The sequence below is a fragment of the Verrucomicrobiota bacterium genome, from assembly GCA_016871535.1.
Taxonomy (GTDB): domain Bacteria; phylum Verrucomicrobiota; class Verrucomicrobiia; order Limisphaerales; family SIBE01; genus VHCZ01.
In genome coordinates this window covers 1-13098 of sequence record VHCZ01000026.1, presented here as the reverse complement: position 1 = coordinate 13098, position 13098 = coordinate 1, and the positions used below count along the sequence as shown (strand labels likewise).

The window sequence follows — 13098 nt, the reverse complement described above, 5'->3', positions numbered from 1 at the left end:
TCCCTCAGTCCTTCGTGATCGTTTCGTCCAGATTTAACAGGACTCGAGAGACGCTCGCGTAAGCGGCGAGTTGCGCGGGCGTCACGCCTTTCGGCAAGTTCGCCGGGACTTCGTTCTTGCCGGTGGCGAGTTCCAGCGGATTAACCCAGCCTTCCGCGATGTGGCGCTTTTGCTCTTCGAGAAGCGCGAGCAACTCCTGCTGTTCGTCGTCGGTCGGCGCGCGGCCGAGTGTTCTGCGAAACGCGTAGGCCATCCGCTCTGCCTCGGTTTTCCCACCCTCGTCAATTGCCCTTCGCGCCAGCGCCTGGGCGCATTCCATGAACACGGTTTCGTTCAACGTTGTCAGCGCCTGGAGCGGCGTGTTGGAACGCTGGCGGCGGACACAGGAGAAATCGCCATTCGGCGCGTCGAACGTCTGGAGCATGGGATAGGGCACTGAACGGAACTTGAAGACGTACAGCCCGCGGCGGTACCGATCCGGCCCGGTTTCTTCCTTCCAAACTTTAGGACCATAACTCGCGGGCGGTTGGAACAGGAAATCCGGCGCCGGCGGGTACACGCTGCGTCCGCCCAGCGTCGGATTCAGCAGCCCGCTGGCCGCCAGCGCAATATCGCGAACGATCTCAGCCTCGACGCGGAACCGCGGTCCGCGAGCCAAGCGCCGGTTGTACGGGTCTTTCGCATTCAACTCCGGCGTAGCGTGAGAAGACTGCCGATACGTTGCCGATGTAACGATTAACCGATGTAACGATTTAACCTTCCACCCCGAATCCATGAATTCGCACGCGAGCCAGTCGAGCAGTTCCGGGTGTGACGGATCATCGCAACGAACACCGAAGTCTTCCGGCGTCGCCACCAGACCCGTGCCGAAGTAGGCCTGCCAAACGCGGTTCACGAACACGCGCGCCGTGGTCGGCGATTTCCGATCCACCAGCCACTTTGCCAGCGTCAGCCGCGAACCATCCGCCTTCTCGGGCAAGGGATGCAGAAATCTCGGCACACCGTACGCCACTTCGTCGCCGGGCTTCAGCCAATCGCCGCGCTTGAACATGTGCGTGGTTCTCGGCGCATCGCCAGGGCCTCGCCCCTCGCGAGCCTGAAAGGTGAGCGTTGGCGTGCCCTGCGGCCACCGCTGCCACAGCGCCTCGATTTTCTCGTTGGTCTCGTTGAATTCAGGCACGGTCGTCCGCCAGTAACTGAAGACGGCGGCCACTTGCGCGGGTGTCCTCTGTTCGCGCGGCGCCTTGAAAATCTCACGCACCGACGCCGGCAGTGGATCGGCCACCGCATTTGTCGAGCTGGAGACGCTGATCCGGAACCGGCCGAGATTGTGATTTTGGTTATCGTCCGAGTTCCAGCCGCCGTGGTTTTGCTGAAGGCGAACATTGAGTTCGACGGCGTTCGTGAACGTGAGCGGCTTTTCAGGAAGGAAGACCGCCTTGCGCGCTTGATTGCGGCGGCCTGGCCCGGCGTCAATGCCCCAGGCCGTGTCCGCGTTTCCATCAATTGCCATTTGGACGGGTCCATAAACGCGCTGCTTTTCGGAGCGATCGCTGAATTCCGCTTCCAGCGGCTTCTCTGCGTTGCTGAAGTCCGCCGTTGCTTTGGCGAACTTCACTTGCAGCTTGTTGGTTGAATTCGGAAACGCCACTTCGACTTTGAATTCGCTCAAGGCCGCCATGCCTTTGATCGAACGGCCCGGGCCGTTGCACGGCAAATTCGGATCGGGCAGTTGCTCCAGACGGAACGCGCCGATGACGGGCAGATTGTTCGTCCCGCGAAAATGAGCCGTCCACTTCGTCGGCGCGTAACTGGCGGCGCGGATGGACCCGTCCTCGTAGTAATAAAATCTCTCGCCATTGTCTCCGGCATTGACGCACCGCAGGACGATCCATTCGGGCTGATCGCTCTTGACCGTGTCCTCCCATTCATTCATCCGTTCGAGCCAATCGGGGGTGGTATGGCGCAGGCCGGCTTCGAGGTCGCGCAATTGCCGTGTGAGGTTGGCGATCTGCATGTGCTCCTGGGAATTGTAAGCGATGAGCGAGGCCTCGTGATCGTTGTTCAAGAAGGCGAACAGCCGGTAGTAATCCTCCTGCTTGATCGGATCGTATTTGTGATCGTGGCACTGCGCGCATTGAATCGTCAGGCCGAGAACACTTTTGCCGATGCAATCCATGCGATCGAACATGGCTTCCATCCGGAACTGTTCGGGATCGACACCGCCTTCTTCATTGAGCATGGCGTTGCGAAGAAATCCCGTCGCCACCAGATGGTCCTGAGTCGGATTCGGCAACTGATCGCCCGCGACCTGCTCAATGACGAACCGGTCGTACGGCACGTCGCGATTGAACGCATTGACGACCCAATCGCGATACGCCCAGATGAACCGAGGTTTGTCCTTCTCGAAGCCGTCGGAATCCGCATACCGCGCGGCGTCCAGCCAATGCCGGCCCCAGCGCTCGCCGTAGTGCGGCGAATTCAGCAGCCGCTCGACTTGTCTGTCGTAAGCGCCGTCGCGTTCGTCCGCCAGAAACCCATCAACTTCTTGAATCGTCGGCGGCAAGCCGAGCAAATCGAGGCTCAGACGGCGGAGCAGAGTGATTTTGTCGGCTTCAGGCGAAGGCTGGAGTCCGTCCTTCTCTAATCGCGTGAGGATGAAGTTGTCCACGGAGGTGCGAATCCAATCCTTGTTTCGCACTTCGGGAACTCTCGGACGGACGGGCGCCTTGAACGCCCAGTGCTCGCTCCATTTCTGTTGGGTTGCGGAAGCGGGTTGGGAAGCGTCCGCCGCCACGGATGAACTCTCGGCGAGCGTGGATAACATCGCCACCAGCACAGCGGGCAGCAGAGTCTTGGTCGTAAAGATCGGCGCACTCATGGTCGTCAGTGTGCCTTACCTTATGCCGCAATCAGGATTCGCCAAAAAGGATAATTTAACGACGACTCGCCGGACAAATTCTTCGTGCGAAATCTCCTCAGTCCGCCCGCTGTCCAGGTCGGCATCACGTCGCAAGACCTCCTCATCCGAAATCTCGACTTCTGGCGAAAGCGTCTCGATCAGCGAAACCGCCAGACGGGCCCTCTCGCTCTCACCGAGAGCCAGCGCCCACCATTGCGTGGCGCTTAAAGCGCGGCGGCATGCCGCAGCCGTGGGCGCTGCCGGTGGTGGCGGAAACGTTTGATGGCCGGCTCAACGACGTCAACGGCTTTCACGTCAAGCCCGAGCATGTGTTCGCCGCGCTCGATAATGCGAAGTCCGGCCCCGCGGCCGAAGGCAATGTCGGCGGCGGCATCGGCATGGTTTGCCACGGTTTCAGAGGCGGCATCGGCACTTCCTCGAGAAAACTGGATGAGAAATCCGGCGGCTACGTGGTCGGCGTCCTGGCGCAATGCAATCACGGCACGCGGCAGCAACTTTCCATCGCCGGCGTGCCGGTCGGGTTGGAAATGACGGACGAAGCGTTGAAAAGCGAAGAGGCCGGCTCGATCATTGTCGTCGTCGCCACGGACGCGCCGTTGCTGCCTCATCAGTTGAAACGACAACCACAAGGTGATCGCCCTTCCGCACCACTTGCTCCGGCAGATACTGAAAAAATACAACCGCCTCGTGAACTCGGCGAAGTAGGGCGTGGTTACTGATCAGTAAGTCGAGGGATCATGGCGGGTCGGTTACTCCCTCGCGGAACTTTCCCCGTTTTCATTCCGAGCCAGCAAATGATCGCCAGCACATCCAGCAGCGCCGCAGTCACGAAATAGGCGGCGGCGCTTCCGGTGAGCTTGTAAAGATAGGGAAACGCGATGGAACTGACGAAAGACCCGAAGTTGCCGATCATGTTCATCGAACCGGACACGGCGCCGGAGTTTTTTCCGCCGATGTCCACGCAGTAAGCCCAACTTGGGCTTATCGTCATGTCCGCGCCAAATGTCGCCAGAGCAAAGCACGCCACGGCCGCGCCCGGACTTTGAACGAGATTGACCGCCACCATTCCGATCACAGCCAGGATGAATCCAAGGATAGCCGGAAACCGGCGCGACCACGCGCGATGTTGGCTCCGATAGATGGCATCGACCAGGATGCCCGCCATCCATTGTGCCGTGGCTCCAAACAACAGCGGGATCATCGCGTATCCCGCCGCTTCGGACTGCGAGAGGTTGTAATGCTCCTTGAGATACGGGTGCATCCAGGACAAGCAGATGAAGAAGGTGAAGTTGCCCGCAAAATATTGGACCATGGCCAGGCCCATCCCTCGGGAGCGGAAAACCTGGGCGAAAGTGGCTTGCGGTTCGGCCTCCTTTTCCGCAGGGTCCACCGGCACAGGCGGATGATCCCGAAACCAACCCAGCCAGAACACCGCCCACACGACGCCCACGGCGCCCAACCAAACGAACGCCATGCGCCAGCCCCAGTCAGCCATCAGCCAGGCCAGCAGTGGAAACGCCATTGCGCCGCCGAGTCGTGATCCGGAAAAAATGATCCCATTGGCGCGCCCGCGTTCGCCGACCGGAAGCCAATTGTAAAAGGCGCGCGCGCATCCCGGAAAAGCTCCGGCTTCTCCCATTCCGAAAAGAAAACGAACCATCACCAGCACGCCCAGGCTGGCCACGGCGCCGGTCAAACACGTGAGCAGACTCCAGGCGGTGACCACAGCCGCAAGAGCCAGCCTCGGTCCGTAGCGGTCCGCAAACCAGCCCGAAGGCACCTGGGCAATGGCATAGCCCAAAGCGAACGCGCCAAACACCCATCCCATGTCCGCATCCGAAAGCGAAAGCTCCGAAGCGATCGGCCCTTTGGCAGAAGAAATGGCGACGCGGTCGATGTAGGTGATCAGAGACAGGACGAACAGGACCGCGACGACCAGGTAGCGTTTCATCTTTGCAGTGCCGTTCGAGATTCCGCGAATCCGAAATGGAGTGCTGGGCGCTGGAGTGTGGGCGTGATGCAAATCCCAACACTCCAGCACTCCAATGCTCCTTTACCCGAGCCTTCGCCTTTCTATCGAAGCGACCCAAACAGTCGCTCCGCGGTGTTCCAGAGAATATCCTGCCTGGCTGCGGCTGGAAGAGCCGAGTTGAGAATCTTTGCCATCTCAATCTCAAGACTTTCGGGCAAATCGGAACCGATCATGAGCCGGTTGCTCGGCACTTGTGCCGCGACCTCAGCGACGTGGTGCGGCATGAGCGTCGAGAGTTCAATGGAAATGTTCGGGCACACAGACGCCGCGACGATGGCTTCCTGATAAAAGATGCTGCCGCCGCTGTGAGCCAGCACGATTGGAAGCTCAGGAAATCTCCGAGCTGGAGTGATGAACAACGAGGGGAGCGAGAACGGCACGCCATCGCCCGTGTGCGCCACGACGACCAGGCGGTGAGCCAAGGCGGTCTCGAAAAAAAAGTCGCTCCTCGGGGACGTGGGATTCAGCGGCTGAAATTTCGGCTGCAATTTCAAGGCGCGAAAACCGAACTCCTCCGCGCACCGGCGAACTTCATCGCGGAATTCGGCTTCGGCAATGAACGGATAAAGGCAGGCCGCGCCCGTCAGCCGGTCCGGATGCTCTCGCACGGCCCGTGCGATCTCTTCGTGCGCCTGGCGATGATCTTCGACAACGGGGTAAGGGATCACCAGCGACCGATCGACCCCGAACCGGTCCATGGCTTCGAGCAGTTGACTGGCTGTGGAACGCCGTCCGCTGTGCCGCGCGGCGCCGAGATGAGTGTGGGCGTCGAAGATCTTGAAGCGGTCTTTCACGCGAGGAGCGATCGCGCAAGCCAAAGTCCACCGGAGCGCGGACAGCCTGTCCGCGGGTCTTGCGCCATTAGCCGAAACGCGCGGACAAACTGTCCGCGCTCCTTGGGTTGCAGGCCAGCGGCCGATTGAGAATTGCGAAGCAGCTCTGCGTTTCAGTAACGCCGAGGACCCCGGCCGCCACCGCCGCCGCCATCCGAGCGTTCCTCGCGCGGACGCGCTTCGTTGACGGTGAGGTTCCGGCCTTGGAGCGGTTTGCCATGGAGTTCTTTGATCGCGGCTTCGGCCCCTTCCCGCGTGGCCATCGTGACGAAGGCGAAACCGCGGGAGCGGCCGCTGTTTCGGTCCAACATCAAGTTGACTTCGGTGACAGGCCCGTGCTTGGAGAACAGATCTTCCAGATCGTTTTCGGTGATGCTGTAGGCGAGATTGCCCACAAACAATTTGGTGTTCATGAGGGGTTGTGCATTTGACGAACTGCCACTTCCGAGACTGTTTCCCGGACATCCGGTATTGAATCATCACCTGAACACTTGTTCATCTGAAGATTTTCCAAGTCTTGAAAATCGACGAGTTGTCGTTACTGCCGGGAGCATCCTTGAATCTTCGCGGAATGCAATTATTAAATTGGGGAAACCGGAAAGCAATGCGTGAAAGCGACTCGAAACACTGGGCATCCGCGTTTTGTACGAGCGCGACGTCATCCCGGGCCATTTCTGAATCGGGGGTTTATGACGAATGATTCCACAACCGAGAGCCTGCGACCGGAGTCGGGGAGCACACGCGCCCTCGCGTGTTCCGACCGGCGCCTCGCCGGTCGGAAGAGAGGTGTCGGAAAGTCACTAAGTGGTGAAATGTTCGATGGCACCCGTCTGGTTGGCGAGGGCGCCGACCACAGCACGCGAGGGCGCGTGTGCTCCCCATGTGAGACTGCATTCGTCCGCGAAATCCGTGCGACTAAAGCAGCGCTCATGCGGACGCCACCGGCCTGGCATCATCGGTCACGATGCGGCGTGGCGGTTTCGCGGAAGGCATTTTCGATTGACGGTTGACCGGTGATTTTTAAGAGTCTGCCAAGCTTATGGCCAGTCCAAAGTTGGTCGAACGAACCATCTCCCGCTTTCAGTGCAATCGTGGGCCAGCCGTAAATGGCGAGCACGCACCCCAGAGGAATCCGAGCAGAGACGAGAAGGGAAAACGCGCCGCTCGGCCGGAAACGGCGGAACGGAGCCCGCTCTGCGCGAGGACAGCCCGATCGATTCTCCTTCCGTATTTTTCGTGGGTCATTGTGGCGGGCCCGTTGCTCGCGCCGGCGACTTTGCGTGGAGCAGGGGAGCCTGCCGCCGCGAACCCGTCCTTCTTCGAGAACCGCATTCGTCCAGTCCTCGTGGAACAGTGTTACGAATGCCACAGCGCCACCGCCAAGAAACTGAAGGGTGGCCTGCGAGTTGATTCGCGCGCGACGCTGCTCGAGGGCGGGAACTCCGGCCCCGCCCTCGTCCCAGGCGATCCGTCGAAAAGTCTGCTGCTCCGCGCGGTGCGACATGAGGAGAAGGATCTCGCGATGCCGGCGAAGAAACCGAAGCTGCCGGACCCGGTGATCGCCGACTTCGCAGCCTGGATCGAACAGGGGGCGCCGTTTGCGACAGGCGCCGTGGTGACAACAGGCCAGCCGCACTGGGCCTTTCAACCCGTGACCGACCCGGCCCGCCCCGCTGTGACGTCGCCGTGGCCGCGCACTTCGGTGGATGATTTCATTCTCGCCAAGCTGCAGACACAGGACGCAGAACCAGCCCCCGCTGCCGACAAACGCACGTTGCTTCGCCGCGCGACTTACGATCTCACCGGGCTTTCGCCCACGGCCGACCAAGCGGACGCCTTCGAGAAGGACTCTTCCTCCACGGCTTTCGCCCAGGTCATCGAGCGTCTGCTCGCTTCGCCCGAATACGGCGAACGCTGGGGGCGGCACTGGCTTGATCTCGTGCGGTACGCGGACACGGCGGGCGAGACCGCCGACTATCCCGTCCCGGAGGCGTGGCGCTACCGCAACTGGGTCATTGACGCTTTCAACGCGGACAAGCCTTACGACGAGTTTTTGCGCGAGCAGATCGCCGGCGACATTCTGGCGCGGCGCGGACCTCGCGAGCTTTATGCCGGTCGCGTCACGGCCACCGGTTACCTGGCGATTTCGCGGCGTTTTGGTTTCGATTCGGAGAATTATCACCACCTCACCATCCAGGACACTATCGATACGCTGGGCCAGACCGTGCTCGGGCTGACGTTAGGCTGCGCTCGATGCCACGCGCACAAGTTCGACCCAGTGTCGATGGATGAGTATTACGCGCTCTACGGCATTTTCGAGAGCACTCGCTACGCATTCCCCGGCTCGGAGCAAAAGCAGAAGGCCCGAGCGCTGGTCCCATTGGTGCCGCCGGAAGAATCGCAGCCACAGTGGCGTGCCTTCGATGCGCGTGTGGCCCGGTTGGGCACGCCCGCAACCCTGCTGCGGTCGGTGGATGATCTGGACGGCGATTTTGAAATGCAGGCTCCGGCCGCCGGCGGCAGCAAGGGGGTGCTGGTGCCGCCTTGGGTTTACGGCGGCACCATCGCCGTAACGACGGCTGCGCAAAGCCCGTTCAAAAACCTCTACGCCCTCGGCAAGGTCGGCGCGAGCGTGCCGCCCGGGACCAATGCCTATCATCTGGGCCAGGCCTTGCATCCTGGTTGGAAACGCGGCGGGTTGCTGCACGCCAACCTCGACCTGCGGATGGCGGGCACGGAAGGCCAGGCCCGCGGCCATCATCGTTTCTGGATCGGCGCGTCCGCCGGCTCGGCCGCGGTGGAAATCTTTCTTTTTCCAGACCTGATTTCCCTGCGCGCTGGTGACCGCATGGAAAAAATCCGTTCGGTGAAGACGAACCAATGGCAGAACTTGCAACTGACCCTCGATCTCGAGGCCCGAACGGTTTCCGGACAGGTCGGATCGCCTGGCGATGTGGTGGCGTTCAGCGCGCGGCCATTTTCACCGGCGTGGAGCGGAACGATTGATTTCATGGGACTCGATTCGCACAGCCAGACCAACGGTGTCCGAGCCGGTCTCGCGCTCGACAACTTGGCCGTGCAGGTGCAGCCCATTGCGCCCGTTTCAACCACCCTTCCCGGCGTCGGCGCCGCGACGGACACGCCCGATTCGGCCGCGTTGACGAGCCAGTTGCAGCAACTTGTGGGAATCGACGGCGACTTCGAATCCCAGGCGGACCATGCGCCCCCGGCTCTGCCGTGGGGTCCAGGCCCGGACAGTGCCGTGAAAATCGAGGCGGGGTCGCAAAGCCCGTTCCGCAACCTTTATCCCGCAGGGGAACTCGGGATTCGACTGCCGAACAGCGGAGCCTACAACGGATTTGGCCAGACGCTGACGAACCATTGGAAATCCGACCGGACTGAGCGGCTGTTTGCGAGCTTTGACTTCCGTTGCGCCGACGCGCGGGACGGCGGCGGTTCGTGGCGGTTTTATCTCGGCCGTGGTCCGGGGAAGTCCGCCGCCATCGAGTTGTTTTTTAACAGCAAGGAATTCTTCCGCCGCAGCGCCGGGGCGCGGGACCTGGTGCGGCCGCTCCGCGCAGGTGAGTGGCATCAGGTTCAGCTCGTGTTGAATCTCAAGGAGAAGACCTACACCGGCTCCATTGCCACGGCGGCGGACCGCACGGAGTTTTCCGGCGAGTGCGCGAGCGGTTGGGACGGCGGCGTTGACCACACCTTCATCGACAGCCACGGCCATCTGCCCGGCGTGAAGCCGGCGTTGGATGCCGATAATTTTGCCGTTGGGGAGGAAGCCTTGCCACCGGGGTCTTCAGCTCGCGTGCCGGTCGCGGTGACCGGAGAAGAGCGTGGGTTCCGCCGCTCGCAGGCTAGCGCGCTGCGCCGCCAACTGGCCGAACTGGCCCGGTCGGTGGAAAGGTCGAAGCAGGAAATGAATGCGTTGCTGGCCGAGGGTCCGTTCGACCTGGCTTACGCGGTGGGTGAAGGCACCCCGCGCAATTCCCGGATTCAACTGCGAGGCGAGCCGGACAAGCCGGGGAAAGAAGTGCCCCGCGGCTTTCTCGGAATTTTCGGGGCCCGCAAAATGCCCCAAGGACTTTCTGGCAGCGGCCGGCTCGAACTGGCCGAGTGGCTGACGCAGCCCGGGAATCCGCTGACCGCACGCGTGATGGTGAATCGGATCTGGCAACATCACTTTGGCCAGGGGTTGGTGAAAACGCCCAACGACTTTGGCGCGCGCGGGCAACCGCCCACTCACCCCGAGTTGCTCGATCATCTGGCGGCGGCGTTGATGAAGAGTGGCTGGTCCATCAAGACGATGCACCGCCTGATCATGCTGAGCGCGACCTATCAGCAAAGTTCAGTGAAAACCGAATCGGTCCTCGGCAATCCATCGCCCGCGGCGGCGCGCAGTCGCTCCGCGTCCTTAGATATCGAATCACGGATGACCGATTATTTCTCTCCCTTCCCGCGCCGCCGCCTGACCGCCGAGGAAATCCGAGATACGATCCTCCTGGTCAGCGGAGAACTCAATCCAAAGCCCGGCCGCGGCCATCCGTTTCCAGCGCCGACCGGCTGGGGCTTCACGCAGCACAGCCCCTTCAGCGCGGTGTACGATCACAACCAGCGCAGCGTTTACCTCATGACCCAGCGACTCAAACGCCACCCATTCCTCGCGCTCTTCGACGGCGCCGATCCGAACGCCAGCACCGCCGAGCGCCGCACCACGACCGTGCCCACGCAGGCGCTTTACTTCCTCAACGACCCGTTCGTTCACTTCATGTCGGAGAAGGTTGCCGCCCGCGTCCGGAGCCTGGGCGCGGATGAAACGCAACGCATCGCCGCCGCCTATCGCCTCGCCCTGGGGCGTATCCCCACCGAGGTGGAACAGGCTGAAGCGGTGGAATTCCTCGCCGCGTGCCGCTCTGAACTCGGCGCGGGCCCGGAGAACCTGAGCGACGCCGCCGGATGGGCCGCCCTGGCCCGCGTGCTGTTCGGGAGCAATGAATTTCTCCACGTGGATTGACGCCTTTATGAGAAGCTATTCTGCCTTCGACTTTTCCCGCCGCGGCTTCCTCCGATCGTTGGTTGGCGGTTCCGTGCTTTTTCCCGGCCTCGTCTCGCAATTGATGGCCGAGGACGAAGCGCGATCGGGTCCCGCGGACCCGCTCCTGGCGCGGGCGCCCCATTTCGCGCCCAGGGCGAAACGAGTCATCTTCCTTTATATGAGTGGCGGGGTCTCGCATGTCGATTCTTGGGACCATAAACCAAAGCTCTTCGCCGATGCGGGCAAGACGCTGTCGGTCGATGAATTTCAGGGACGCAGGGGCGAATTCAAAATGTTCGCCAAGCGGCCGCAGTGGAGCTTCGCTCCGCACGGAAAGTGCGGCACGGAGGCCAGCTCGCTCTTCCCCCACATGGCGGAGTGCGTGGACGACTTGTGCGTGATCCGCTCGATGAAGTCCGATCACACGAACCATTACGAGGCGACGCTGGGCATCCACACCGGATCGTTCACGTTTGCGCGGCCGAGCATTGGTTCGTGGATCAGCTACGGTCTCGGCACGGAGAACCGCAATTTGCCGTCCTTCATCGTCATTGCTCCGAAGACGCCGTATGCGGGGGGCCAAGTTTGGGCGAGTGATTTCCTGCCCGGCGCACACCAGGGGACGCTTGTCCTTCCTGGAACGGAACCGGTCGCCCACCTCAAGCGCCGCGCGGCCACGGGACGCTTGCAAGAGCTGGAACTAGGCGCGATGGAGAAGATGAATCAGCGGCATCTCGCGACGCGCGCAGGTGACCCGCTTCTCGGCGCGCGCATCAAGTCCTTCGAGACCGCCTTCGGAATGCAAGCCGAGATGCCCGAGGTGTTCGATCTCTCGAAGGAAAGTGACGCGACTCTGAAGCTCTACGGATTGACCCGGGGCAGCACGAAAGGTTTCGCCTGGCAATGCCTCGTCGCGCGCCGGCTCGCGGAACGCGGCGTGCGTTTCGTGGAATTGATCGATGCCGGCTCGTCGGACAATTGGGATGCGCATGGCGACATGCTCACTCACACGCCGCTGGCGAAAAATGTCGATCAGGCCATCGCCGGACTGCTGCGCGATTTGAAGGCGCGCGGGATGTTTGACGACACCCTGGTCGTGTGGACCACCGAGTTCGGGCGCACGCCGTTCAACGCCGCCGCCGACGCGAAGGGCCGCGAGCACCACCACTGGGTGTTCTCGTCTTGGCTGGCCGGCGCGGGCGTGAAACCGGGATCGGTTTACGGCGAATCGGACGACTACGGGATCAACGTCGCGAAGAACGGCGTCCACATTCACGATTTTCACGCGACCATTCTCCACCTGATGGGTCTGGATCATGAGCGGCTGACGTACCGCCACACGGGGCGCGATTACCGGCTCACCGATGTGCACGGCCATGTGGTGAAAGGTATTTTGGCGTAAGCGATGTTTTAGAAGTACGAGGGATCCTTGCACCCTCGATCGAACTCGCTGCTTGAAAACCGCGTATCCGATCGGTAACTTGCTGACCCAAGAATCGGTTTTCCGGGAATGCTTGCAGCGACGTGGATCGTTGGACCGGCCCCGGCGCAGGAAGCCAACTGGAACGCGTTACACCCGCACCAATGCGACACGCAACCAACCACCAGTTCGACTGGCCACCTCGCGCGGCTTGCGCTCACCTTTCGCTGTCGCTCTGGGCGCTGAGTTTGTTCGCAGGCTCGCTGGCTCTGCCCGCGGCAATCGCGGCCAATCCGCCAAAGTTTGGCGCGGAAAAGCACTGGTCGTTCGAGCCAATAACCAAGCCCAAGCTGCCCGCGCAACCGACCTCGGCCCCCACGGAAATCGACCGTTTCATGATCTCGGCGCTCCAAGCCCGCGCTCTGTCGCTGTCGGCGTCGATCCCGCGCTGGCAGTGGATCCGGCGCGCGACGTTCGACCTCATCGGACTGCCCCCGACTTGGGATGAAGTCCGCGCGTTCGTCGAGGATCCCTCCACGGATGCGCGCGAGAAGGTGATCGACCGTCTGTTGAATTCCCCGCGTTACGGCGAACGCTGGGGTCGTCACTGGCTGGATCTGGCCCGTTACGCCGACACGCACGGCGGTAGCGCTATCGGTTTTACCAAGTTCCCGTTTTCGTACAGCTATCGCGACTATGTCATCCGCGCCTTGAACACAGACGTTCCCTACGACCGGTTCGTGACGGAACAACTGGCCGCCGACCAACTCGGACTCGCGGAGAGAGATCCCGCACTCGCGGGACTCGGTTTCCTCACCGTCGGCCTGCAATACCGAAACCGGCATG

The 13098-nt window shown here is 61.7% G+C and carries 8 protein-coding genes; 4 read left to right on the top strand and 4 right to left on the bottom strand.

Annotated elements, in window-relative coordinates; genetic code table 11:
* Positions 1-4 precede the first annotated feature (4 nt).
* Positions 5-2881, bottom strand: coding sequence for a DUF1553 domain-containing protein (locus tag FJ398_05770; GenBank protein ID MBM3837457.1), 2877 nt, complete (start codon positions 2879-2881; stop codon positions 5-7).
* Positions 2882-3141: 260 nt separating this feature from the next.
* Here FJ398_05770 and FJ398_05765 point away from each other — a divergent pair, with 260 nt between their 5' ends.
* Positions 3142-3642 carry a hypothetical protein gene (locus FJ398_05765; protein MBM3837456.1) on the top strand — a complete coding sequence of 167 codons (501 nt, stop codon included), beginning with the start codon at positions 3142-3144 and terminating at the stop codon, positions 3640-3642.
* On the opposite strand, the gene FJ398_05760 is transcribed toward FJ398_05765, so the two are convergent.
* From FJ398_05760 to FJ398_05750, 3 genes are all read right to left on the bottom strand, one after another.
* Entirely contained in the window at positions 3636-4874 is a 1239-nt protein-coding gene (locus FJ398_05760) for an MFS transporter (GenBank protein MBM3837455.1), read from the bottom strand. The genes FJ398_05765 and FJ398_05760 overlap by 7 nt on opposite strands.
* 122 nt (positions 4875-4996) lie before the next feature.
* Positions 4997-5749 carry a hypothetical protein gene (locus tag FJ398_05755; GenBank protein ID MBM3837454.1) on the bottom strand — a complete coding sequence of 251 codons (753 nt, stop codon included), beginning with the start codon at positions 5747-5749 and terminating at the stop codon, positions 4997-4999.
* Positions 5750-5901: 152 nt separating this feature from the next.
* Positions 5902-6201, bottom strand: a complete 300-nt coding sequence (locus FJ398_05750; protein ID MBM3837453.1) for an RNA-binding protein — start codon at positions 6199-6201, stop codon at positions 5902-5904.
* Between the two features lie 626 nt (positions 6202-6827).
* Between FJ398_05750 and FJ398_05745 the strand changes: the two genes are divergently transcribed.
* From FJ398_05745 to FJ398_05735, 3 genes are all read left to right on the top strand, one after another.
* Positions 6828-10811 (top strand): DUF1553 domain-containing protein, encoded by a 3984-nt coding sequence (locus FJ398_05745; GenBank protein MBM3837452.1) that lies wholly within the window; start codon positions 6828-6830, stop codon positions 10809-10811.
* A 7-nt stretch (positions 10812-10818) separates the two neighbouring features.
* Positions 10819-12234 (top strand): DUF1501 domain-containing protein, encoded by a 1416-nt coding sequence (locus FJ398_05740; protein MBM3837451.1) that lies wholly within the window; start codon positions 10819-10821, stop codon positions 12232-12234.
* 182 nt (positions 12235-12416) lie between these two features.
* Positions 12417-13098 (top strand): DUF1549 domain-containing protein (locus FJ398_05735; protein ID MBM3837450.1); only part of this gene is annotated, 682 nt, incomplete at its 3' end.